Source organism: Providencia rettgeri (assembly GCF_013702265.1).
GTDB lineage: Bacteria > Pseudomonadota > Gammaproteobacteria > Enterobacterales > Enterobacteriaceae > Providencia > Providencia zhijiangensis.
The window spans coordinates 280,966-306,097 of record NZ_CP059348.1 but is presented as its reverse complement, the minus strand read 5'-3'; the positions used below and the strand labels follow the sequence as shown (position 1 = coordinate 306,097).

Annotated in this window: 25 protein-coding genes and 1 pseudogene; 11 read left to right on the top strand and 15 right to left on the bottom strand. The window is 42.6% G+C overall.

What is annotated here, in order from left to right; translation table 11 throughout:
* Nucleotides 1-568 precede the first annotated feature (568 nt).
* From H0913_RS01410 to H0913_RS01400, 3 genes are all read left to right on the top strand, one after another.
* Nucleotides 569-1,099 carry a fimbrial protein gene (locus H0913_RS01410; RefSeq protein WP_154638581.1) on the top strand — a complete coding sequence of 177 codons (531 nt, stop codon included), beginning with the start codon at nt 569-571 and terminating at the stop codon, nt 1,097-1,099.
* A 68-nt stretch (nt 1,100-1,167) separates the two neighbouring features.
* A complete protein-coding gene (locus H0913_RS01405; RefSeq protein WP_181477854.1) occupies nt 1,168-1,839 on the top strand; it encodes a molecular chaperone in 672 nt (223 codons plus the stop codon).
* 24 nt (nt 1,840-1,863) lie between these two features.
* Entirely contained in the window at nt 1,864-4,338 is a 2,475-nt protein-coding gene (locus H0913_RS01400) for a fimbria/pilus outer membrane usher protein (protein WP_232368810.1), read from the top strand.
* Here the strand turns inward: H0913_RS01400 and H0913_RS01395 are convergent.
* Nucleotides 4,273-5,253, bottom strand: a complete 981-nt coding sequence (locus H0913_RS01395) for an IS5-like element ISEc68 family transposase (protein ID WP_000082736.1) — start codon at nt 5,251-5,253, stop codon at nt 4,273-4,275. The genes H0913_RS01400 and H0913_RS01395 overlap by 66 nt on opposite strands.
* 67 nt (nt 5,254-5,320) lie before the next feature.
* Here H0913_RS01395 and H0913_RS01390 point away from each other — a divergent pair.
* From H0913_RS01390 to H0913_RS01360, 7 genes and pseudogenes are all read left to right on the top strand, one after another.
* Nucleotides 5,321-5,554: pseudogene (locus tag H0913_RS01390) on the top strand (FimD/PapC C-terminal domain-containing protein); the annotation flags it as partial.
* Nucleotides 5,555-5,568: 14 nt separating this feature from the next.
* Complete coding sequence (locus H0913_RS01385) at nt 5,569-6,546, top strand: fimbrial protein (RefSeq protein ID WP_181477852.1); 978 nt, start codon at nt 5,569-5,571, stop codon at nt 6,544-6,546.
* A gap of 9 nt (nt 6,547-6,555) precedes the next feature.
* Nucleotides 6,556-7,071, top strand: a complete 516-nt coding sequence (locus tag H0913_RS01380) for a fimbrial protein (RefSeq protein WP_154638577.1) — start codon at nt 6,556-6,558, stop codon at nt 7,069-7,071.
* A gap of 10 nt (nt 7,072-7,081) precedes the next feature.
* The gene (locus H0913_RS01375; RefSeq protein WP_181477851.1) at nt 7,082-7,576 is read left to right on the top strand and encodes a fimbrial protein; all 495 of its coding nucleotides are present in this window, start codon (nt 7,082-7,084) and stop codon (nt 7,574-7,576) included.
* 39 nt (nt 7,577-7,615) lie between these two features.
* On the top strand, nt 7,616-7,897 hold the full coding sequence (locus tag H0913_RS01370; protein WP_154638575.1) for a helix-turn-helix domain-containing protein: 282 nt from the start codon (nt 7,616-7,618) through the stop codon (nt 7,895-7,897).
* 184 nt (nt 7,898-8,081) lie between these two features.
* The gene (locus tag H0913_RS01365) at nt 8,082-8,309 is read left to right on the top strand and encodes a helix-turn-helix domain-containing protein (RefSeq protein WP_154638574.1); all 228 of its coding nucleotides are present in this window, start codon (nt 8,082-8,084) and stop codon (nt 8,307-8,309) included.
* A gap of 77 nt (nt 8,310-8,386) precedes the next feature.
* Nucleotides 8,387-8,665, top strand: coding sequence for a helix-turn-helix domain-containing protein (locus H0913_RS01360; protein WP_154638573.1), 279 nt, complete (start codon nt 8,387-8,389; stop codon nt 8,663-8,665).
* 69 nt (nt 8,666-8,734) lie between these two features.
* Here H0913_RS01360 and H0913_RS01355 read toward each other — a convergent pair whose 3' ends face one another.
* Complete coding sequence (locus H0913_RS01355) at nt 8,735-9,625, bottom strand: LysR family transcriptional regulator (protein WP_181477850.1); 891 nt, start codon at nt 9,623-9,625, stop codon at nt 8,735-8,737.
* A gap of 154 nt (nt 9,626-9,779) precedes the next feature.
* Here H0913_RS01355 and ampC point away from each other — a divergent pair, with 154 nt between their 5' ends.
* Complete coding sequence (gene ampC / locus H0913_RS01350; protein ID WP_181477849.1) at nt 9,780-10,922, top strand: class C beta-lactamase; 1,143 nt, start codon at nt 9,780-9,782, stop codon at nt 10,920-10,922.
* Nucleotides 10,923-11,142: 220 nt separating this feature from the next.
* On the opposite strand, the gene hemN is transcribed toward ampC, so the two are convergent.
* The 13 genes from hemN to ompR form a co-directional block, all read right to left on the bottom strand.
* Nucleotides 11,143-12,516, bottom strand: a complete 1,374-nt coding sequence (gene hemN / locus H0913_RS01345; RefSeq protein ID WP_181477848.1) for an oxygen-independent coproporphyrinogen III oxidase — start codon at nt 12,514-12,516, stop codon at nt 11,143-11,145.
* Nucleotides 12,517-12,730: 214 nt separating this feature from the next.
* A complete protein-coding gene (yihI, locus tag H0913_RS01340; protein ID WP_181477847.1) occupies nt 12,731-13,249 on the bottom strand; it encodes a Der GTPase-activating protein YihI in 519 nt (172 codons plus the stop codon).
* Between the two features lie 516 nt (nt 13,250-13,765).
* Nucleotides 13,766-15,100 carry an NCS2 family permease gene (locus tag H0913_RS01335; RefSeq protein ID WP_181477846.1) on the bottom strand — a complete coding sequence of 445 codons (1,335 nt, stop codon included), beginning with the start codon at nt 15,098-15,100 and terminating at the stop codon, nt 13,766-13,768.
* A gap of 227 nt (nt 15,101-15,327) precedes the next feature.
* The gene (locus H0913_RS01330) at nt 15,328-16,080 is read right to left on the bottom strand and encodes an amino acid ABC transporter permease (RefSeq protein ID WP_154602254.1); all 753 of its coding nucleotides are present in this window, start codon (nt 16,078-16,080) and stop codon (nt 15,328-15,330) included.
* Nucleotide 16,081: 1 nt separating this feature from the next.
* Complete coding sequence (locus tag H0913_RS01325; protein ID WP_181477845.1) at nt 16,082-16,834, bottom strand: amino acid ABC transporter permease; 753 nt, start codon at nt 16,832-16,834, stop codon at nt 16,082-16,084.
* A 74-nt stretch (nt 16,835-16,908) separates the two neighbouring features.
* Nucleotides 16,909-17,748, bottom strand: a complete 840-nt coding sequence (locus tag H0913_RS01320; RefSeq protein WP_036948477.1) for an ABC transporter substrate-binding protein — start codon at nt 17,746-17,748, stop codon at nt 16,909-16,911.
* A 240-nt stretch (nt 17,749-17,988) separates the two neighbouring features.
* Nucleotides 17,989-18,720, bottom strand: a complete 732-nt coding sequence (gene phoU / locus H0913_RS01315; protein ID WP_006663093.1) for a phosphate signaling complex protein PhoU — start codon at nt 18,718-18,720, stop codon at nt 17,989-17,991.
* A gap of 13 nt (nt 18,721-18,733) precedes the next feature.
* A complete protein-coding gene (gene pstB, locus H0913_RS01310; RefSeq protein WP_154602252.1) occupies nt 18,734-19,510 on the bottom strand; it encodes a phosphate ABC transporter ATP-binding protein PstB in 777 nt (258 codons plus the stop codon).
* A gap of 38 nt (nt 19,511-19,548) precedes the next feature.
* Nucleotides 19,549-20,430, bottom strand: coding sequence for a phosphate ABC transporter permease PstA (gene pstA, locus H0913_RS01305; RefSeq protein WP_154602251.1), 882 nt, complete (start codon nt 20,428-20,430; stop codon nt 19,549-19,551).
* 1 nt (nt 20,431) lies between these two features.
* Nucleotides 20,432-21,388, bottom strand: a complete 957-nt coding sequence (pstC, locus tag H0913_RS01300; RefSeq protein WP_036948465.1) for a phosphate ABC transporter permease PstC — start codon at nt 21,386-21,388, stop codon at nt 20,432-20,434.
* Nucleotides 21,389-21,499: 111 nt separating this feature from the next.
* Nucleotides 21,500-22,543: a phosphate ABC transporter substrate-binding protein PstS gene (gene pstS / locus H0913_RS01295; protein WP_154602250.1), complete on the bottom strand. Its 1,044-nt coding sequence runs from the start codon at nt 22,541-22,543 to the stop codon at nt 21,500-21,502.
* Nucleotides 22,544-23,047: 504 nt separating this feature from the next.
* Nucleotides 23,048-24,379 carry a two-component system sensor histidine kinase EnvZ gene (envZ, locus tag H0913_RS01290; protein ID WP_036948459.1) on the bottom strand — a complete coding sequence of 444 codons (1,332 nt, stop codon included), beginning with the start codon at nt 24,377-24,379 and terminating at the stop codon, nt 23,048-23,050.
* A complete protein-coding gene (gene ompR / locus H0913_RS01285; protein ID WP_036948456.1) occupies nt 24,376-25,095 on the bottom strand; it encodes a two-component system response regulator OmpR in 720 nt (239 codons plus the stop codon). The genes envZ and ompR overlap by 4 nt, the downstream gene beginning before the upstream one ends.
* Between the last annotated feature and the right edge of the window lie 37 nt (nt 25,096-25,132).

Sequence of the window (25,132 nt, the reverse complement as noted above, 5' to 3'; positions counted from 1 at the left end):
ACCTGCTATTAAAGTCTCTTTAATAGCAGCAATTAATATTCACATGTTTACATTTTCTTAAGACGAAAAAATACACCGGTTTAATGATGGAGCTCATATCATTATCTTTTTAGAGTAAAAAAACCGCACACACACTTATTTAGACTATTAATTTAAGAATAATTAGACTTACACTCCTTTTTAGATAATACGCATTGGATATGGTTTTAAAAAAAACCAGCCTTATTTCAAACTTTAAATTTAAATAATCTCCATATGCGAGATAGTTTATAGTTTAAAATCATCAAATAATTATTTTTAGTTTTATATCGTTATTTTACCTCATAACCATATTACCTAAAACAAAAAAATATAAAAATCCATAGCATTTAAACTTTAAACTAACGCATGCTGAGTTAAATTAATAATTACTTACTTTAGATTTATATTTTTATTATGTTTAGCTAAATTCAACCCACCTTGTTTATTTATAAAAATAGTCACAAAATACTCTCGGTTTGTGTAAGACAACAAATCAATATAATTCCCCAATAATATCTAATATCGAATTTAGGTTCGGAGAGTAAAAATGAAAAAACAGGTTATTGCATCTTTAATTGCAACTAGCACCTTATTAATTTCTGCCAATAGTTTTGCAAAAGATGGCGATATTAATTTCACCGGTGAAATTATAGATAACGCATGCCAGTTAGCAACAGGTTCTGATGCTATTCAAGTTAACTTAGGCAAAGTTTCTAAAACGTCATTACCAAGTACAGGTAGCACAGCCGCTGCAACCAAATTTTCTATTCAATTAACAAACTGCCCGGCTGCAGTGACCACTGCAACCGTAAAATTTGATGGCGTATCTTATGATGGTGACAGTAATGTTCTGCAATTAACTAATGCCGGTACAGCAGGTATTGCTAAAGGCGTTGGTATCCAGATTCATGATACTAAAGGGCTCACCGTTCCTTTATATACAGCATCTAGCCAATATGCGCTTAAAGAAACGGTTGTAAATAATTTAGATTTTACCGCACGTTATATCGCGATGTCTGATGCTGTCAGTGCTGGTTTAGCAAACTCAACGGCAACATTCACAATTAATTACAACTAGTTTTAAATGAAGGTTTATATGGATATAAGCCTTAATGATTTATTTTGTTATAACTCAGTGGTGGCTATATGAAATCAATAACCGTTTTTTTTATCTTTCTTTTTACACTTTTCAATACCGCTAATGCTGGCGTCATTATTGGTGGTACACGCGTAATTTATCCTGAAGGGAAAAAAGACGTGAGCATTAGTGTAGAAAATCCAGATAATATTCCTTATCTAATTCAGTCATGGATTGAAAATGCCAATGAAGGCAAGCAAACGGACTTTACTATTACGCCACCACTTTTTCGTTTAAACCAAGAAAAAACCAATACTCTACGTATTTTTTTAACTCAAAATACACTACCTAAAGATAGAGAGTCTTTATTTTGGCTAAATATAAAAACAATCCCTGCAACAGAAAAGAAATCTGAAAATTCATTGAAAATTGCTTTTAAAACGCAGATGAAATTAATTTATCGTCCTCAAGCAATAAGCAAAGTAGATTTTTTGGAAGAGCAGAAAAAATTAAAATGGTCAAAAGATAGTAAATCTATCACCGTTGAAAATCCGACACCCTATTATATGAATTTTCAGAATATCAGTTTTAATGGCAAGAAAGCAGATGACATTTCATATGTCGCGCCATTTTCAAGAAAGTCCTTCACCATTAATAGCCCTGAATTAAACGGTACTATTAAGTGGGAAGTGATTAATGATTATGGCTCAGCTAATAATCTAGCAGAAATAAAAATATAGCCTTAATGGTAATTAGGTTTATCTATGAAAATAAATAACATATGCCTTAGCCTATTTATTGCCTTAGGCTATATTGCAACGTCCTCAGCTGAGCCAGAAACCTATTTTGACCCAGAGTTCCTTGAGCTTCCCAATAAAGAATCGGTGAACTTAGAGCAATTTGAACGTAATGAGCAGTTACCAGGGCAATACTACGTCGATATCTACATTAATAAGAGCTTGATTGGCTCAAAACACATAAATTTTTCTACCAATCAAAACAATGAGCTCAAGCCTTGCTTAACCCTCTCAGATCTCAAAGACGTAGGAGTTAAAGTTAGAGAATACCCTGAGTTACAAATCGCAGATAACCAATGCATTAATTTATCTGCGATTCCTGATGCAAAAAGTGAGTTTGAATTTGGCTCTCAGCGCCTCTATTTAAGCATTCCGCAAATTGCGTTAAATATGAACCCGCGTGGTTATGTGGATTTAGCAGAGATCGATGATGGTGTGAATGCCCTGTTACTTAATTACAGTTACAATGGCTCTCGTAATACCGATCGTAAAAACGATAAAAACAGCAGCAATTCTAACTATGTCAACCTGCGCCCGGGTTTAAATATCGGGCCATGGCGTCTGCGTAACTACACCACGTGGCAAAGTAACAACAGGCAACGTAATAAATGGGATACGGTGTATACCTATTTAAGTCGCAATATCAATGCGATAAAAAGCCAGTTAATACTTGGGGATAGTACGTCACCCTCAAATATTTTTGACAGTGTGCCATTTCGAGGCGTGCAGCTTGCCACGGATGATGATATGAATCCAGAAAGCTTGCGCGGGTATGCCCCCGTGGTACGCGGTATCGCCCGCAGTAATGCACAGATCACTATTCGCCAAAACGGTTACACCATTTACCAAACAGATGTAGCAGCAGGTCCATTTGAAATTAATGACCTCTACCCTACAGGAGGGAGTGGAGACTTACACGTTACGATAAAAGAAGCCAACGGTAGTGAACAGTATCAAATTATCCCCTTTGCTTCTTTACCTGTTTTGCAGCGTGAAGGCTATCTGTCTTATAGCGTGACAGGCGGGCAATACCGTAGCTATGACAGTAATGTAGATAAAAAAACCTTTGCACAATTGGCACTAACTTACGGGCTTCCTTGGGGAGTTACTCTGTTTGGTGGTAGCCAAGTTAGTGATAAATATCAGGCTTATTCCATCGGCTCAGGGCAAAATTTAGGGCGTTTTGGAGCACTATCAATTGATGTGACTCACGCAAGCTCTACGCTAAGCAACGGAGACAAAGAAAGCGGGCAATCCTACCGTTTTCGTTATAACAAAAACCTGAATGATATTGGTACAAACATCGCCCTTGCGGGCTATCGTTACTCCACAAAAGGTTTTTATAGCTTAGCGGAAGTTTTTGATGGTTATAGAAAAGAAACCTTTACAGCACTGTATGAGCGCCGCCGTAACCGCGGGGAAATTACCCTTAGCCAAAGTCTAGGCGAAGGCTGGGGCTCCTTATCCGTTGGCTTTGTAAGCGAAGATTATTGGAATAGTGATCGTAAAACTCAATCCACAACCATTGGCTATAACAATAACTGGAACGATATTAGCTACGGGGTGAACTATAGCTATAACAAGAATACCAACCCAAATAGCTACGATGGTCGTAATAAAGATAATGACCACCAATTTGCCTTTACCGTGAGCGTGCCATTCAGTGCGTTTGACAGCACCTTCTATTACAACCTCAACGGTACAAACAGTAGTAGCAATGGGTCTTCTGGCAGTATGGGAATTTCGGCAACGCAATTGGATAACCGTTTGAATTGGAGTGCCCAGCAGAATTTTTCAACTCGAAACTCAGGGACTTCCGGTAATTTAAATGCCAGCTACCGTGGGCAGTATGGGGAAGTTTCAGGCGGTACGGGTTACAGCACGAATAATTACAATCTTTACTATGGTGCTAGCGGCAGTGTAGTCGCTCATTCAGGTGGTGTGGTGCTTGGTCAACAGCTTGGTGAAACTGTTGCCTTGGTGGAAATCCCTGATGCAGCCAGTGTCCCGATTTTGAATCAAACTGGCATTCAAACTAACGGTCAAGGCTATGCCTTAGTGCCTTATATCACCGCTTATCGCAGTAACGGAATTCAAATTGATACCAGTAAGCTCCCAGATAATACCGAGATGGAGTTAACTACTCAAAATGTAGCACCAAGCCGTGGAGCGATTGCAAAAGCCAGCTTCAATGCCAATGTGGGGTATCGTGTCATTATGGTAATTAGGGAAGCTGCGATTAAGTGGTCCGCAGCTCCCGATATGACGCCCCAAACCGTCCTTTATCGACGTCCTGTGGCTCAATTTTCCAATTTTCAGCCCAAAATCGTCTCTTCGTGGCTGATTTTGGCCCTGTTTCAGGCCAATTTCCTCATTTCAGGTAGATCTCGCCTGTGCCCGTATCAATTGGTCAACTCGAACCAGGTTCGCCAGGGTGAATAACATCGCCAGTTGACTGTCATTTTTAGCCAGCCCCTTGTACCTGGCTTTGACGAAACCAAACTGACATTTTACTATCCGAAATGGATGCTCAACCTTCGCTCGGATACTCGCTTTCAGGTATTCGTAACGGATGGCCAGCTTGTTCTTGCGCGGGTGTTGCTTCAATGCATTCACTTTGCCGGGACGCTTGGCGATAAGCCAGTCTGCGCTGACATCGCTGAGCTCATCGCGCTTTTCGGCCCCCTGATAACCAGCATCGGCTGAGATAAACTCTTCATCGCCATGCAGTAACTTGCCAACCTGATTGAGGTCGTGCTCGTTAGCCGCCGTGGTCACCAGACTGTGGGTCAGGCCACTTTTGGCGTCCACGCCAATGTGCGCTTTCATGCCGAAGTACCACTGGTTACCTTTCTTGGTCTGGTGCATGTCTTCATCACGGCTGTTGTGTTTGTTTTTGGTAGAGCTGGGGGCTTGAATGATGGTGGCATCCACCAAGGTGCCCTGGGTCATTAGAACGCCACACTCTGCTAGCCAGTGATTAACGGTACTGAAGATTTTGCGGGCCAGTTCATGCTGCTCCAGCAAATGCCGGAAATTCATGATGGTAGTGCGGTCTGGAATGGCTTTATCCAGTGACAGGCGAGCAAATTGGCGCATGGAGGCGATTTCATAGAGGGCATCTTCCATGGCCTCATCGCTCAGGTTGTACCATTGCTGCATGCAGTGAATACGCAGCATGGTTTCCAGCGGATAGGGCCTGCGACCATTACCGGCCTTGGGATACACAGGCTCGATAACGCCAAGTAATTTGTCCCAGGGAAGCAAGTCATCCATTCTGCCAAGGAAAACTTCTTTGCGGGTCTGGCGGCGTTTACTGGAAAACTCACTATCGGCAAAAGTCAGTTGCTGGCTCATCCGGTTACTCATTCTGGGTTCAGGTTACAATACGATGATCTCACATCTCGGACTTATTCGCACCTTCCTTAGCTTTGCTGACGGTAAACCAGTTCCATTTGGTGCACAAGCCATCTTTAAAGATAACGGTCAATTAAATGGTTTAGTCGGTAATGATGGCGAATTATATTTATCCGGCTTAGCTGAAAGCGGTCATTTTATTATTCAATATAACGATAAACAACAGTGCCAGGTTGATTATAATCTAGCCGGTGTTTCGAATTATATGGGTTTATATAAAACTAAAACAACTTGTAGATAATATGGAACATCATAATGAATAAAACAGTATACAAATTAGCTTTATTATTAGGGTGTCTATTTTTTTATTCTTATACATCCTACGCCGAATGCCTTGAAGGTACTTATACTGCCCATCATAATATACGTGATAAGACTATTTATGTGCAGTATGACAATACACTTGCTAATAATTATGTATTAGACAAGCAATATATTGAGGCATTTACCAGTGATTATTATTTTGCAAAAGAACATGCTCGTGATTGTGGTGGGTATTTAGATCTTTACTATGTTAACAATTGGACAGCGAACTCAAGTAAAATTGTTGCTACCAATATTCCAGGGGTGGGCGTTAGAATTAAATTTAATAGTACTAGTGTGCCTGATTATATTCCCACGAATTCGATTACAACATCAACCTCTTGGATGATACCTGGACCTAAAAGTTGGGAGGTTGAGATATTAAAAACAGGAGTAATTGCCAGCTCTGGTACTATTAGAAGTGGCCAAATTGCAAATTTGACACAATATAATACGAAAACAAGCACCCGTTTTTTAGGTGCAACACTGAGTTTTGCAAGTAATTATCGTATTGCCGTAGTGAGTTGCTCGTTAAAAAACAATCAATCAACTTACAATATTAATATGAATGACTGGTATGATACACAGTTTCCTAATATAGGTTCTTTTAGTACACCTGTAAATATTCCGATCGCTTTAACGTGTGCAACAGGCACAAATATTAAAGTTACCGTCACCTCAGATACAATTGATAATGCCGCAAATGGGCGATTAGGTTTAGTCGGTACAAATAGTGCTAAAGGTATTGCAATTCAATTATTAAATAATGCTGGAACGCCTATTGCATTAAATCAAAAATTTACTCAGCAAGATGGTGTAACCCAAACAGATTATATTTTCGGTTGGAAAGCTCGCTATATTAAAACTGCAGCAGCAATCACACCGGGTACAGCCAATGCCAATGCGACGGTTAATATTCGTTATGAATAGAGGTTTAAAATGAAAAAAAATACATTACTTTTTTTATTCCTAAGTGCGACAGGAATACCTTTATTTGCTTATTCAACAAGTACCGTTAAATTGAATTTTACCGGTAATATTAAGGCAGCAACTTGCAGTTTATCCGCAGGAAATAATCAGAGTGTCGATCTCACTACAATTCCTTTGGATACTTTTTATAGTGGAACTAAAGCATCAAGCTGGAAACCTTTCACTATCGAATTAAAAAACTGCTCTTCATTTATTAATAGCGTGAAGCTAACTTTTTCAGGGAGCGCAGATAGTGCCGATGTCGCGAGCTTATATAAAAATAGCGGCACCGCTACCAATATTGCCATCCAGCTGCAGAATGGAGCTGGAACAACGCCATTGGGCAATAACAAAGTACTAACCGTCCCCACTAATGGGCAAGCACTAGTAAGCATACCTCTACGCACACGGGCATTCTCTTCCCTCGGTAATGGTACCGCTGGCACTTTATCCACCAATATTACCGCCACCATTACCTATTTATAACAGGCTGATTATGAAAAGAATATTATTCAGTTTACTTGGATTGTGCGCCCTGCCAGTGATGGCAGAAAACGTCAATATCTATGTGCATGGTAATGTCGTGGTTATGCCCTGCAAAGTTGAAAATACCAGTTATAACGTAGAGTTAGGTAAGATAAACCGTTGGAATTATCGCAACCCTGCGCAAAGCCCATGGGTCGATTTTTCTATCAAATTGGTTGATTGCCCTGTTTCAACAAAAAATGCCAAATTCAGTGTTGGTGGTACACCTGATAACACTAATAATAGCTATTTTGTGAATACAGGCAGTTCTACGGGTAGCCTGCTTCATTTAGCACAGACGAACAATAAAGCCACTCTAAAAAATGGCAGTACTATAGATGTTGTTATCAATAGCGCCACAAAAAGTGCCGAAATTCCGTTATCTGCAAGAATAGTCAGCCTTCAACCCATGTTTACATTAGGGAATTTTAAGAGCCATTTAGAGTTCACATTAATATATCCATAAAGCAAGGCTCGTATTAGGTAATGAAAAAAGGAGTTAATAATGCCTAAATATTATACTGTATCTCGAATTATTGGCAGAAAAATTACCTATTATAGAAAAATGAGTGGCATGTCACTCTATGATATAGCCAGAATAATCAAAGTCAGTGAACAACAACAATCTCGCTATGAGCGCGGAATTAATCGTATTAATTTAGATCGCCTTAATCAGTATGCTGAAATATTTAATGTCAGTTTGATTAGTTTTTTTAATATTAGTGAATTTGAATCTGAAAATATTAGACAACACATTAATAGACTGTCAGATAATGATAATAAATAAAAGCAATATATTTTAGAATTAAGGAATTACTCCTTAAAAATTTTCATCTATTATTATAAAGCTCTAGTTTCACATAAAGATTAGTGCTAATTTGATGACTATATTGAGTTTATTAGATTTTTAAATATATCTAATTAAGATTAATTTATTTTCATTAACCAATTTACTCATCAAAAGGCTCAATATGAATAAAAACTATCCCATATCTACAATGGTAGGTAGTAAAATCATTTATTATCGAAAAATGAATGGAATCACATTAAGGGAACTCGCCAATATTATTGGCATTAGCGAACAACAGCAATCACGCTATGAAAGGGGGATTAATAGAATTAATTTAGATAGATTAGGACAATATGCGAATTATTTTAATATTGATATTCAAGCCTTATTAGACATCAATCATAAATAATTCTTTCGATATATTTTATATATCCAAATATAACCTATAAGTAACTCTCATAATAACTATATCTAGGAGTTAAAGATATGGAAAAAATAATATCAAAATCTGTCGGTCTAAAAATAAGGGAGTTGAGAGATATTCATGGAATGAGTGGTAAAAAGCTCAGTAAGCTGATGGGGATCAGCCAGCAGCACTTATCACGCTATGAAAATGGTGAAGTCAATATACATGTAGATACACTTTACCAATTTTCATTAATTTTCTCAGTAGACCCAATTTATTTTTTTACTGAGTTTAATAAGACTAATGATAAACAGGACGGCAAGAAACGTTACTATGCCGCCGAATCCGTAGTTTTCTAATTACCGATTACACATATTTTATCCAACTTCACAATCGGTGCTTTAAAATTTAAGCACCGATTTATCGCTCTATAATGGGTTCCCGTTTTTTGATTCCTCAAGTAACCATTGCTGGAAAATCGTCATAGCAGGCGTCATCGGTTTGGATTTTAATCGACTCAACCAATAACCCCCGAGGGTCACGGAAATATCAAATGGCTGCACCAAATCCCCAGCTCTGAGTTCCCGCTCAAACATACAGCTTGGTGCGATGGCGACACCGTCCATCAGTAAAGCCGCTTCGACCATTAAACGGGAAGAATCAAAAACAGGCCCTTTCACGCGCCACGGTTCCACATTCGCCGCTAAAAACCATTTTTCCCATTCATCTTTACGATAAGAGCGCATCAATGGAAAATCTTGTAAATCAATAGGATGCTTAAGTTTATGCGCGACCTTTTCAGCACAAAGCACCGTATGCGGTGCAGAAAATAACGGCGTATTTTCCACTAACGGCCAAAGCCCTTCCCCAAACCGAATCGCGAAATCCACGCCCTCACCGGCTAAATTCACCACGTTATTGTGGGTCATAATACGCAGATCAATATAAGGATAGAGGTCGGAAAAACGCGATAAACGCGGTAATAACCAACCCACTGCAAAGGTACCCACCACAGAAACATTCAGAACTTCATGATAATGGCCATCTTCGAATTGCTGCAATAATGATTCGATTTGGTCGAAAGATCGGCTAACGACAGGCAATAATGCCAGCCCCTCATCGGTCAGTGCCAGTCCTCTTGGCAAACGAATAAATAGCTCTAAGCCTAATTGTTCTTCCAACGCACGAACTTGCTGGCTTACCGCTGCCTGAGTGACGTTTAACTCCATACCTGCTCGAGTAAAGCTTAAATGGCGTGCAGATGCCTCAAAGGCTCTGAGTGCATTGAGGGGTAAACGGTAGCGAGCATTTTCAGCCATAAGATTTTCTTTTACCTCATCGAATTTTATATCGTTTTAACTAATGCCAAAAAAGCCGCATACTCCGACACCAGAATCACTCTTCCTTTGGTATGTGACTGCTTCTTGCTTGTCACTCATCATAACTAAAACTTTTATTTAAATGGATATCTGTATGAAAAATCTTTTTCGTCACGGACGGCTGCTTGTCGCCCTGAGTTTGGCATTTACCTCACTATCTAGCGCGGCATTAACGAAATCAGATGTGGACAGCATTATTAAACCGTTGATGAAACAGCAGCAGATTCCGGGGATGTCCGTTGCCATTTCAGTAGATGGTGAACATTTTATTTATCATTATGGCGTGCAGTCTAAACAAACTCAGGTGCCAGTGAGCAACAATACGTTGTATGAAATCGGTTCTTTATCAAAGACGTTTACTGCTACGCTTGCCGCCTATGCTCAAGGGCAAGGTAAGTTAGATTTTGCACAAACCGTCAGCCATTATTTGCCTGAATTAAAAAATAGTGCATTTGATAAAGTGACTGTGATGAATCTGGCGACTCACACTTCGGGCTTATCGCTATTTGTACCGGATGCAGTAACTAACCGCGCAGAGCTAATCCATTATTATCAGCAGTGGTCCCCTGTAAAACCTATCGGTGAATACCGTTCTTACTCCAATCTTGGTGTGGGTTTATTAGGCATGGTTACCGCTAAACAACTTAATCAGTCATTCCCAAATGCGATGGAAAAGATGATGTTACCGGCTTTGGGCATGAAGCATACTTATTTACAGGTACCGCAAAATCAGCAAAAAAATTATGCTCAAGGGTATAACAAGCAGCATCAGCCGGTGCGTGTGACGCCGCAAATTTTAGATAATGAAGCATATGGTTTGAAGTCTAATGCGAAGGATTTGATCCACTTTTTAGATATTAATATGCAAGTGGCCAACGTAGCGAAACCGTGGCAAGAGGCGGTGGAAGATACACATACTGGCGTCTATATGACGGATTCTTTTGTGCAAGATTTGATGTGGGAAAGTTACCCATGGCCGGTTTCACTCGCCCAGTTACAACAAGGTAACCGTGATGATATGGCACTGAAACCGCAAAAAGTGGATGCCATTCAGCCACCAATGCCACCAGAATCCCGCGCTCTGTATAATAAAACTGGCTCCACCGGCGGATTCGCCACCTACGCGGTCTTTATTCCCGAGGAAAAAATCGCCGTGGTGCTACTCTCCAACCAATGGTACCCAATTCCTGAGCGCATCAACACCGCTTACCAACTGATCGAAAAAGTGAAGCACTAGCCCTGTGGAATATGCAGAATGTGGAATCTGGAATGTTTTAGATAACTATCTAACAAACATTGCATACTCAAAATAGTCATATACCAAGCATCCAATGTTCTAAATAGTTCGTGTTGTAGCTAGGCGGCAAGAGAAGCTAATCCCTAGGAGCATACACAAGTATGTGACTAGGGTTAGCGAACGTAGCCAACAACGCTACAGCACGAAATATGACGAACATTTAAATGACGCGAGAAAATTGGCGAACACGCATCTGACTTCGTAGATAAACATCAAAACACATACACACATTACGAATCAACAAACGCCCGCGTGGCGTGACTTTAATCCCCGTTTCACTGACTTCCACCAGCCCATCTTCTGCCATTGGTTTGAGCAGTTCTAGGTCCTCTTTGAAGTAGGTTTTGAAGTCAATTGGGTAGAGCGCTTCAATTTGAGCAAAGCTCAATTGGAAGTTGCAGATCAACGTTTTGATGACATCGCGGCGTAGGCAGTCGTCATCTGTTAATACTAATCCACGCCATAGGGCATGCCCCTTTTCTTCCACTTGCGCGTAGTAAGTTTTTAAATCTTTCTGATTTTGGGCGTAGTTATCACCTAGCATGCTGATCGCTGATACCCCTAATCCTAATAAATCGCAATCTCCTTGGGTGGTATACCCTTGGAAATTACGATGTAAAATCCCTTCTCGCTGTGCGACCGCCAGTTCATCTTCTGGGCGAGCAAAGTGATCCATCCCGATAAATTGATAACCGTCGGAAGTCAGCGTCGCGATAGTATCTTGCAGAATATCCAGTTTTTGCTCTGCTGTTGGCAGGTCTTCATCTTTGATTTTACGCTGCGCCGCAAATAAATTCGGCAAATGCGCATAGTTGAAAACGCTTAAACGATCGGGAGCTAGCTCCGCCACTTTTTTCAATGTAAACGCGAAGCTTTCAGGGGTTTGTTTTGGTAAACCGTAAATTAGGTCGATACTGGTTGATGTGAAGCCTGTCTCTTTGGCGCGTTTAATCAGCGCAAAAATAAACTCTTCATCTTGCTCGCGGTTAACCAGAACTTGCACTTCTTTATTAAAGTCTTGAACACCCATGCTTAGACGGTTAAAGCCTTCACTGCGCAGATGGTCAATCATGTCGAGTTCGATTTCGCGGGGATCCACTTCGATAGACATCTCGGCATCCGGCGCAAAATGAAAATGTTTTTTCAGCAAGCCAACTAAATGGCTCACTTGCGCCTTGTCTAAATACGTTGGCGTACCGCCGCCCCAGTGCATTTGAGTCACTGTGCGATTTTTAAGTAACGCAGCACGCTGGATAATTTCTTTTTCAATGACTTGTAGATACTCATCCGCTTTATGTTTTTGGCGAGTGACTAGCTTATTACAGCCGCAGAAATAGCACAGTTTGTGGCAAAACGGGATATGCACATACAGAGACAAAGGACGGTCAGGATAACGTTGGGTTGCCTCAATAAAAGCCTGTTCGTTGTAGTCTTGATTGAACTCTAAGGCTGTTGGATAAGAGGTATAACGTGGACCTGAATAGTTATATTTTTGGATGAGAGAGAGATCCCAAACGATATTTTGCTCTGACATTGATATTCCTTAATTGACCACAAGCTCGAAAGCATCACTGTTAATTATATCTCTTTAGATTATTTTTTAGCTATTTATGTAAAGAGTCTATACCGCAAAGATTATAGCGATGTTAGGAAAAACAGATTTGATGCAACATCAAAGAAAAGGAAGATAGGCGAGAAATTAAGCAGATTCCTCCCGCTTAGCACGGGAGGAACGAATAGAGAGGAAATTATTTACTTTTTAAGATGCGCATAATGTCATCAAATTTCTCTTCTTCCTCTTCATCACTGTCTTCGTCCGCATATTCGATACCGAGGATATTCATCAGTTCATCGATGCGATCTAAGCAGGTATCAACATATTGTTGCTCTTGCGCAGTGATGGTTTCGCCATCTTCCAGACGTGCCAGAATCGCATCTAAGCGATCGTTGCTTTCCAGCATTTCCAGTTCTTTTTCTGGTGTCAGTTTTTCTTTAGCAACAGGCTTTTCTTTCACAACAGGACGCGCAACTGGTTGGTTACTTTCAACCACCAGTGGAATTGGTTTTTTACTGCCAATACGAGGGTCAGCCTGAACATTTTGCCCATTTTTTTGACCATTCGAAGCACCGTCTTGGTTACGGCTACCAGACTTATGCCCGCGATGTTTTTTCTCGCGTTTACGCTCACGGCCTTCTGCGTTGAGCTCTTCTTTTGTCTTACGGTATTTTTTCTTCGTTTTTGCGGTCGGTTTTTTCGGTGAATTCATGGTTTGCTACCTTGATAAAATCAGTTTCTGCGGCGGAATCTAGCAGGATCCCTTAAGCAGCGAAAGCACTACTTTGCAATTTAGGTGAATTTTATCTCACTTTGCATTCGCAACAGTACTTTAATGATTATACCTTAAATAATTTGAGTTGCATGCAAGCAACAAAAGGGAAGCTCGTTGAAGGGTCTTGCACTCAGAATAGAGATTTATGTTTTGAGCGATATTCTAAATAATTCAAGTTGCCTAAGCATTCCAATGCTCTCAATAGCTGTATCACCAGGGGCAAAAAATAGAGAGTCACCTTGAGCAATATTCTAAATAACTCAAGTTGCCTAAGCATTCCAATGCTCTAACTAGCTATATCACCAGAAAATAGAAAGATATCCTGAGTAATATTCTAAATAATTCAAGTTGTGGCTAGGCGTCAATCGAGGTTATCTCGGGGAGCATACATAAGTATGTGACCCGAGTAGCCGAGAGAAGACAACAACGCCACAGCTTGAAGTATGACGAATATTAGGCGTCGACGAGAACCATTTTGAGTAAAAACATCGCCGCGACAAGGATCACACACAGACCCAGGTCACGCCAGCGTCCTGTACCAATCTTCATCGCACAGTACGCAATAAACCCTAGCGCAATACCTTCTGTAATCGAGAAGCTAAATGGCATCATGACCGCAGTAATAAACGCGGGAACGGATTCCGTTAAGTCATCCCATTTCACGCGCGTTAAGCTTGAAGTCATCAGAACGCCAACATAAATCAGCGCGCCTGCGGTTGCATAAGCGGGAACCATCCCTGCCAGCGGAGAGATAAACATCGTCAACAGGAATAACACACCGACGACAATCGCGGTTAAACCTGTACGACCGCCCACCGATACCCCTGAAGAACTTTCGATATACGCCGTTACGGACGAAGTCCCCATTGCGGAACCGGCTACCGAGCTTAAGCTATCCACATACAGTGCTTGTTTCATGCGAGGAAAAGTCCCGCGCTCATTGGTAATGCCGGCTTTGTCGGTTACCCCAATCATGGTGCCCGAGGAGTCAAACAAGTTTACCAACATAAAGGCAAAGATAACCCCAGAAAGTGCCAGATCCAGCGAGCCTGCAAAATCCACTTGGCCAACAACACTGGTAATGCTTGGTGGCATTGAGAAAATGCCCGTATATTTCACATCACCCAGCGCTAAGCCAATCAGCGTCGTCACGACGATAGACACCAATACTGCCGCATGAATATTACGCGCCGCTAAAATGGCAATAATGAAAAAGCCTAATGCCCCTAACCACACATTATGGTGAGTTAGGTTACCAATCGAGACTAAGGTATCTGGATTTGCGACGATAATACCGGAGTTTTTCAGTCCCATCATGGCGATAAACAGACCGATACCGCTGGTGATCCCCACACGTAAACTCAGAGGAATATTGGCGATGATCCAGTAACGAATACGGAATAACGTCAGAATAAATAAGCCAACGGCGCCCCAGAATACCGCCCCCATAGCGACTTGCCATGAATAACCCATCGCCCCAACGACCACAAAGGCAAAGAAAGCGTTTAGCCCCATCGCAGGTGCAACGGCGATAGGTAAGTTAGCCAGTAAGCCCATTAAAATACTGCCAATGGCTGCGATTAAACAGGTAGTTACGAATACCGCTTTGATATCCATGCCAGCGACGGACAAAATTTGTGGGTTAACGAAAACGATATATACCATCGTCAGGAAGGTGGTGAACCCTGCAACAAGCTCTGTTCTTGCGGTGGTACCGTGTTCTTGTAATTTAAACACACGCTGAAACAGACCCTGCGATTGCGAAGAGCCAGATGATTGATTAGTCATTAAAATGCGCCTTGTCGAAATGTCATGCCCTAGATTGCCAATAGATGCGTGGTGGGCACGAAAAAAAGTTTTTTTCGGCTCATGGTACAACTAAACGATCCAAAAGAAAACGATTGCGTCATTTTAAATAAGTCACATATCCTAACTGACTGATACTGTAAATGAATATCGAGAGAGACATGGCGGTTGTCATACCGCCATTGCGGAATTTCGCCGCCTTTATGCAATTAAGAAAGCGCAATCAGCTTTTGACGGCGCCAAAACAGCCAACCGCGTTTTGCTGAACGGCTGCGCACTGCACTTTTATCACTGAGTCTTTTCGCCACTTGATTGGCAATAATTTCTACTGACAGGCACATCACAAAGTAGATAAATGCCACAAACAGGAACACTTCCAGCGGATAAATCATTTCACGGTTATTCACCTGTGTGGCTAAGAATGACAGCTCCGCCACTCCTACAATATACGCCAGAGAGGTATCTTTAATTAACGCAACCCATTGGTTAATAAAGGAAGGCACCATCATGCGTAAGGCTTGAGGTAACACCACATTCCATAACACTTGCCAGCGGTTAAACCCTAAAGATAATCCCGCATTCCATTGCCCTTGGCCGATAGCTAAAATTCCCGCTTTCACGCCATGTGCTAAATAGGCTGAAGTGATCAACGCCAGTGCACATACTACCGCCGCAACTCCTGGAATTTCGGTTCCGAAGACAATCGGCAATAGAAAGTAAGTCCAAAAAATCAACATAATGACGGGAATGGCACGGAAAAACCCTAAAACAGCGGCAAAAAGGTTCATCCAGAAACCACGTAGCATCGCCAGCGCAATACCGCCCAATGTGCCGAGGACAATAGATGCGGCGCCAGCCAATATGCTCATAATTAGTGTTAAAGCGGCTCCTTCCAATGGTCCATCAGGGTAAGCCCCAAATAGCAAATATTGCCAGTTATCCGTAATGACTGAAAAATCCATCTTATACCCCCTGAGCCAACTGACGCTGTTGTCGCCACTGACCCCAGCCTTCCATTACGGCGATGATTGCGATGTACAGTACTGTCGCCAAACCAAATGCAGCAAATGTTTGTAATGATTGACTATCCACTTGGCGTGATACATAAGAGAGCTCCGCTACCCCGATCGCCATGGTTAATGATGAGTTTTTGACGACGTTCATGTATTGCCCTAACAGTGGCGGTAACACGATTTTTACGGCTTGCGGTAAAATCACTAAACGCATGGACTGCCATGAAGTCAGTCCTAAAGCGAGAGCCGCTTGTTTCTGCCCTTGGCGCACTCCTCGGATACCTGAGCGCACTTCTTCCGCAATGAAAGGTACGGTATATAGCGTCAAACCAACAAATCCCGCCAAAAACTCAAAGGATGGCCAGCTTAATGTTATCCCTAAAAATTCAATTTCATGAGGCGTATTCAGCCATTCCATCGCTGATTCAGGGAGGATCTCTCCCGAGGCGAAGTACCAGAAAAACAGTTGCACCAGTAGTGGCGTATTACGGAAAATCGAAATATAAACGGTCACAAACCAGCGTAGTGGTGCAATTTGACTGTCTCTTGCTGAAGCAGCAATAAAACCTAATAGCGTGGCAGCGATGATTGTACAAACCGAGATCCAGACTGTGAGCAAAAAGCCATAGCCAAACCACTCAAGGTATTGTGGTGCTAGTAGATGCGCAGACCAGAAGTCACCGCTGAAAAATTTGTCGAACATATTTCGCCTCGCTATAACTGACAACCCCTGCAACATGGCAGGGGCGTTTACTCTCACTAAACTTCATCACTAACTTAAGATTTAGGCTGTTCGCTCAATGGGGCAAATTTGAATTCACCACGAGGTTGTGCCGCCTTGGTGTCTGGACCAAACCAACGGTTGTAAATCTCGTTCGCTTTGCCTTCTTTCTCCAGTTTCAGCAAGGTGGCGTTTACGTTCTCAATTAAACGCGTTTCCCCTTTGCTCGCGCCTAACGCTTGGTACTCTTTGGTTAAGCTAAACGGTGAAATTTCAAAGTCTGCTTTCACTTTTTCTGGCAAATTACCTAGCAAGCCCACCAGCTTCGCATCATCTTGGGTAATCGCTTGAACGTTGCCATTACGCAGCGCAGCAAAGGCTTGGGGAGTGTCATCATAAGAAATCACTTTGGTATTTGGGAAACGTTCACGTAGAGTCACTTCCTGCACGGTGCCTTTATCTGCACCAATACGCAGTGGGGCGATATCTTCAGGGGTTTTCAGTACGCCTTTACGAGCGATAAATTTTTGCCCTGTTGCAAAGTCAGGAATGGAGAAATCCACCTGTTTTGCACGTTCGTCTGTGATTGTGAAGTTGGCACCAATCAGGTCAACTTTGCCGGATGTTAGCAGCGGAATGCGGTTAGCTGGGTTGGTTGGACGCAGCTCTAATTTCACGCCAAGATCATCCGCAATCGCTTGGGCGATATCGATATCATAGCCAGCGAGTTTCTTGGTTTTAGGATCAATAAATCCGAATGGGGGATTACTGTCAAAAACAGAAATGCGGATCACTCCCGCTTGTTTAATATCATCTAATTTATCTGCGCTAGCGACATTCGCTGTCAGCGCCAGACCTGCAACTAAAAGTGCGGAAGTAAGAAAACGTGCTTTCATTGAATGCCCCTAACGGTAAATTTGCGTAAATTGACCATCACAAGCTATCAACTATTTCTTAGCACTTGAAATAATATTAAATAATATATTTATATCAATTTGGAATATGAATGGGCATAAAAAAAGGGGCGAAAATCCATCGGAGCGACCCCTAAAATGTTGCAGATTAAGACTCTTATCGAGCAAGAAGAAAATGAAGAAGATGAACACTGAGGTGCGGACACCCCAGTGGTTTAACAGTTACTCTTTGTTGCTGTCTTTCGAGCTAGTCAGCATTTTTTCAAGGCTGTCCCCACCCACATGGCGGAAGTCTTGCCCTTTAACATAGTAGAAAATAAATTCACAAATGTTCTGGCAACGGTCACCGATACGCTCAATGGAGCGAGCACAGAACAGCGCAGTTAAGACGCTTGGAATGGTACGCGGATCTTCCATCATGTACGTCATTAACTGACGAACAATCCCTTCGTACTCTTGGTCTACCTTTTCATCTTCACGATAAATACGGATAGCCTCTTCCAAGTCCATGCGCGCAAAAGCATCTAGCACGTCATGCAGCATTTGCACGGTATGGCGACCTAATGACTCCAAGCTCACCAATAATGGCTGGTGCTGTTGAGAGAATTTTTCCAGTGCGGTTTGGCAGATTTTATCCGCAACGTCACCGATTCTTTCCAGTTCAGCGATGGTTTTTGAGATTGCCATAATCAAACGCAAGTCGCTCGCTGTTGGCTGGCGCTTGGCGATGATTTTGACGCACTCTTCATCGATTGCCACTTCCATCATGTTAACTTTGTGGTCATTGGCAATCACTTCTCGCGCTAGGGCTTCATCCTGATTATGCATCGCAGTGATGGCCTTGGTGAGTTGCTCTTCAACTAGCCCTCCCATGGTCATCAACTCAGTATGGATATGTTCCAGTTCAGCGTTGAACTGCCCTGATATATGTTTGTTGTGGTTCAGCGTATCCATCGTCGGCTCCATATCAACCGTAGCGGCCAGTAATATAATCTTCAGTTTGTTTCATTTCAGGGGTGGTGAACATCTTGTCAGTGTTGTTAAATTCCACTAACTCACCCAAGTACATAAATGCCGTGTAATCCGAACAGCGTGCTGCTTGTTGCATGTTGTGGGTCACTATCACCACCGTGTATTCTGACTTCAATTCCGTGATCAGCTCTTCAATACGCCCCGTTGAGATTGGGTCCAGAGCAGAACATGGCTCATCGAGTAACAGAACTTCTGGGCGAATAGCGATACCACGCGCAATACACAGACGCTGTTGCTGACCACCAGAGAGGCTGTAGCCGCTTTGGTGAAGTTTGTCTTTGGTTTCATTCCACAGTGCCGCTTTTGTCAGTGCCCACTGCACACGCTCGTCCATTTCGACGCGGGACAGCTTTTCAAACAGACGCACACCGAACGCGATATTGTCGTAGATAGACATTGGGAATGGCGTTGGTTTTTGGAACACCATACCGACTTTCGCACGTAATAACGCGATGTCTTGTTTGTCAGTCAGGATGTTTTGACCATCCAGTAAAATTTCGCCTTCAGCACGTTGCTCGCCATACAGTTCGTACATTTTGTTGAAGGTGCGCAGCAGCGTGGATTTACCACAACCTGATGGGCCGATAAACGCGGTCACTTTGTTCTTTTCAATGTCTAAAGAGATATTCTTCAGCGCGTGAAACTTTCCATAGTAGAAGTTAAGGTCACGAACTTTAATTTTACTGTTTGCAATATCGTTTGCATTAATCATGGCTACTTCTCTCTATCAATTCTTTTATTCGTCTGGGATTAGTGTTTTTTCTGTGCAAACACAACACGGGCAATGATATTAATTAACAGAACACATAGGGTGATAAGGAGAACCCCTGCCCATGCTAATTCCTGCCATTCAGAGAACGGACTCATTGCAAATTTGAAGATAGTCACTGGTAAGTTAGCAATTGGCTCATTCATGTCGGTACTCCAGAATTGGTTCGACAGTGACGTGAACAGCAACGGTGCGGTTTCCCCCGCAATACGCGCAATAGCCAGCAAAATACCGGTAATAATCCCAGATACAGATGCTTTTAATGTAATGGATAAAATCATTTTCCATTTTGGTGTGCCCAATGCATATGCCGCTTCACGCAGGCTATCTGGCACAAGTTTCAACATATTCTCAGTGGTACGGATAACAATTGGGATTTGCAGTAATGCAAGTGCAATCACCCCTGCCCAACCCGAGAAATGCTGCATTTGAGCCACCACAATGGTGTAAACAAACAGACCAACCACAATTGAAGGCGCAGATAACAGAATGTCGTTAATAAAACGCGTCACCGAAGCTAACCACGACTTGCGACCATATTCCGCTAAGTAGATGCCCGCTAAAATCCCTAATGGTGTTCCGATAACGGTCGCCCATAAGATTAGCAATCCACTTCCCACAATAGCGTTCGCCAAACCACCGCCTTCTGTATTTGGCGGCGGTGTCATTTCAGTAAACAGATTGAGGGACATGCCATCAATCCCTTTGGTTACCGTGGAGAATAAAATCCACACTAACCAGAACAGACCAAATGCCATCGTCAGCATGGAGACTAATAATGCCATTCTGTTGACTTGACGGCGCCATGCTTGGCGGCGTGCACGTTCTTTTTGATTCACTACAACAGGTTCAGAAATCGACATATTAGCGTCCCTCATTCTTAGCAAGGCGCATTACCATCAGCTTGGAAATCGCCAGAACGATGAAGGTAATCACAAACAGAATTAAACCAAGTTCCATCAGTGCCGCTGTATGTAAACCACTTTCCGCTTCAGCAAATTCGTTCGCCAGCGCAGAGGTAATACTGTTACCCGGCATAAACAGTGAAGGGCTATCGAGCTGGTAAGTGTTACCAATGACGAATGTCACCGCCATGGTTTCTCCCAGAGCACGACCTAACCCCAGCATCACCCCGCCAATTACCCCATTACGGGTATAAGGCAGAACGATGTTCCAAATCACTTCCCATGTAGTACAGCCAATTCCATAGGCTGACTCTTTCATCATCACAGGAGTTTGTTCAAATACATCGCGCATTACCGAGGCGATGTAAGGAATGATCATAATGGCGAGGATAATACCCGCAGCAAGAATACCGATACCAAACGCAGGGCCGGTGAACAGTTCGCCAACAATTGGAATGCTCGACATGACATTACCAACGGGTTCTTGGAAGTATTCTGCAAATAACGGAGCGAAGACAAACAGTCCCCACATACCATAAACAATACTTGGGATTGCAGCGAGAAGCTCAATCGCAATACCTAATGGGCGTTTTAACCAGTTAGGCGCGAGCTCTGTTAAGAATAATGCGATACCAAAACTCACTGGTACGGCGATAATCAGAGCGATTAATGATGTAACGATGGTGCCGTAGATAGGCACTAATGCACCAAACTGTTCTGCTGGCGCATCCCACTCTTTATTCCACAAAAACGAAAACCCGAATTTCTGCATACTTGGCCAAGATGCGAAAATCAGGGAAATAATAATGCCACCAAGCATGAGGAGAGTGATTAGCGCAGCTATTTTGACTAATGCACTAAAAATCACGTCGCCCGATTTACTAGGGGCTTTGAATGCCGTTATTTTTTCGGCCATGCGCTTTGTTCTCATTCCATGCCTACTTTGCAGTAGGACTTACGTTACTACGGTGAATAAGCGGGAGCTATTCCTCAGCACCCGCTTACCCTTTTCCAACCCGAGGGGCACTTAGAACAGTGCTTTACCTTGGCTATCTTTTACTTCTGTTTTCCATGCTGCACGTACTGCGGTCACAACTTCTTGAGGTAACACAGCGTAATCTAATGCTTCTGCTTGTTTACCACCTTTGTCGTAAGCCCAGTTGAAGAAATCAAGAACCGCTTTACCTTTCTCAGCATCCGCTTGTTGCTTGTGAACTAAGATGAATGTGGTTGAGGTAATTGGCCATGCGTTAGCGCCTTCACGGTTAGTCAGGTCTTGTGCAAATGATTTAGACCAGTCCACTTTTTTCGCTGCTGCGCTGAAGCTTTCACCTGTTGGTGAAACTGGCTGACCATCTGCAGAAACCAGCTTAGTATACGCAAGATTATTCTGTTTTGCGTAAGCATATTCTACATAACCGATAGAGCCTGGCAGACGTTGAACAAAGGCTGCAACGCCGTCGTTACCTTTACCGCCTACGCTGTTTTTCGGCCAGTTAACTGTTGAACCTGCACCCACTTCATCTTTCCAGTTTGAGCTAACTTTTGCTAAGTAGCTTGTGAAGACGAATGTGGTACCAGAACCATCAGAGCGGCGAACCACTGCGATGTTTTGGTCAGGTAATTTTACGTTTGGATTCAGTTTTGCGATGGCTGGGTCATTCCATTTAGCAATTTTGCCTAAGTAGATGTCGCCCAGCGTTTTACCATCAAGAACCAGCTGATTAGATTGGATGCCTTTAACGTTTACTGCTAAAACCACGCCACCAATCACGGTTGGGAATTGGAATAAGCCGTCTTCTTTGAGTTTTTCATCAGTCAATGGCGCATCAGACGCACCGAAATCAACTGTTTTTGCATTAATTTGTTTTACACCACCAGAAGAACCGATCCCCTGATAGTTAATTTTATTACCTGTTTCTTTCTGATAAGTATCTGCCCACTTCGCATAAACAGGAGCAGGGAATGTCGCGCCAGCTCCGGTCAGGCTGGTAGCAGCAAAAGAAGACATTGCAGTCAGAGATAAGGTTGCTGCCATTACGCTTGCTAGTGTGGTACGCATCATTTTCATAATCCCTCCGGGGATGTAAGAAATAATCAAGTATTAAATTATTGGGTGTATGTCACGGTAGGGAAAATAGGACAATTGAGTTACGGCAATATGTCATCTTTATGACAGTTTTATGACATTTGCGGATTTTATCGACATGATTAAGTGTAGCAGAATGGGATAAAAATGATTATTGACTTATTTTACAATGACATAAATAAGATTGGTAAATATGACAGCTTAGCGTTTGGAATATGACATATTGTCATAAATGAAAAAATTTCTTTCTATCTTTCTACACAACATATCTCTAAGTATTTCAGCTTGTAGGTAGGCGACAAGAGAAGATATCTCAGGGAGCATACACAAGTATGTGACCTGAGTAGCTGAGCGTAGTCAACACCCCTACAAGTTGAAATACGACGAGATACGGCAAGTGAAGTTATCCCTGGGAGCATACACAAGTATGTGACCTGAGTAGCTGAGCGTAGTCAACACCCCTACAAGCTGAAATACGACGAGATATCAGTCTTCGCGTTCTTTGAGAGGGAGCAAAGCTCGAATCGCAAACCCGCCGCGCTCACTTTTATGGATCTCAATATTCCCTTCGTGAGCATCTATAATTCTGCGAATTATCGCGAGCCCCAGCCCTGTACCTTTGTTACTGCGGGCTTTTTCACCCTGTACGAACGGCTGGAATAGTCGTTGAATGTCTTCTTCTTTGATCCCTGCGCCATCATCTTCAACTTGGAACCAAACATAATCTTCGTTTTTACCACTGCTGACTTTGATCCAGCCATTTCCGTAGCGATAAGCGTTGACTATCATGTTGGTAATCGCGCGTTTGATAGCAAGATGGTTACCGTTAAACATCACTGGCCCTGGGACTAAATTGGTTTCAATTTCCCCCACGACGTTGGTTTCAGCAACAACAGCCTCATTGAGGATAGCGTTAAGATCGCAGAATTCCATATCCATCTCTTGCCCTGTTTTCAGGTAAGACATGAATTGACCGATGATTGCGTCACACTCTTCAATATCTTTATTGATAGATTCAGCAAGATAACCATCTTCAGGCCCCATCATTTCCGTTGCGAGACGAATGCGGGTTAGTGGCGTTCTAAGGTCATGACTGACCCCTGCCATTAATACTGTACGATCATTTTCGAGGGATTTTATCCCTGCCGCCATATGGTTGAACGAGCGAATAGCCGCACGCACCTCAGTGGCACCTTTCTCTTGCATCGGCGGCATAACATGCCCCTTTCCGACCTCACCCGCGTGATATTCCAGCTCCAATAATGGCTTATTTTGATAGCGAATATAGAGCCAAACCCCTGCAAAGATAGTGAGGAAGACCGTGAGTGTATAGCGGAAAACTTGAGAAAACTGATTTTGACCGATTTCGGTGAGTGGAACGCGCACCCAAATATCCGGTGCTAGGTAGGATGTTAACCACAATATCGGATACTCACGCCCAAGTTCCAGATGTACGCTGGCCTTGCCACCTAAGTATTCCGACATGTTTTCACTTAGAAAATCATACTCTTTTGCCCAGTTTAATCCCTCTTCCATCGCCGCTGAATGGGCGTAAAAGGTAATCCCGAGCTCATTGTAGATTTTTTTACGTAATGCGGGTGAAACTCGCACTGAGGTTCCATCTTGTAGAACCATTTTCTCTGTCATTAATGTTCGCACTTCATAAGCAAGCACTTTATTGAACTGCTGTAAGCTTGGCATCACAACAAAATTCAATACAACCATGTAGCTGGTCACAAGGCTTGCGAACAGGAGCGCAACGAACAAAAATAACGAGCGAGAAAATGTACTACGTCGTGAGAACCTCAGTCGCTTCATGCTTTACTTCCATCTGGAACAAATACGTATCCTAAGCCCCAAACGGTTTGAATGTAACGTGGGTGCGCAGGATCTTCTTCAATCATACGGCGTAAACGTGAAATTTGAACGTCGATAGAACGTTCCATCGCACTGTATTCACGACCTCGAGCCAAACTCATCAGTTTGTCACGAGATAATGGTTCGCGTGGATAAGAAACTAATACTTTCAACACCGCAAACTCACCACTGGTTAATGGCATATTTTCTTCGCCTTGGAACATTTCACGGGTTCCGAGGTTCAGTTTGAATTTACCAAAAGTGATGACGGCATCATCTTGCGATGGCGCACCCGGTAACTCGTTCGCTTGGCGACGCAGCACCGCACGAATACGCGCTAACAGTTCACGAGGGTTAAACGGTTTAGGGATATAGTCATCCGCACCAATTTCTAAGCCCACAATACGGTCAACTTCTTCGCCTTTCGCGGTAACCATAATGATTGGAATTGGGTTGTTTTGACTACGTAAACGACGGCAAATGGATAAGCCATCTTCCCCAGGAAGCATTAAGTCCAATACGATTAAATGAATAGATTCCCGCGTTAGGATCCTGTCCATCTGTTCAGCATTCGCTGCACTTCTTACCTGAAAACCCTGCTCGGTGAGGTAACGTTCAAGCAGAGCACGTAAACGCATATCATCATCGACGACGAGAACTTTATAACTTTCCTGCATTTATAGCCCCCAAAGTGTGGAATTTTAGAATTATTCT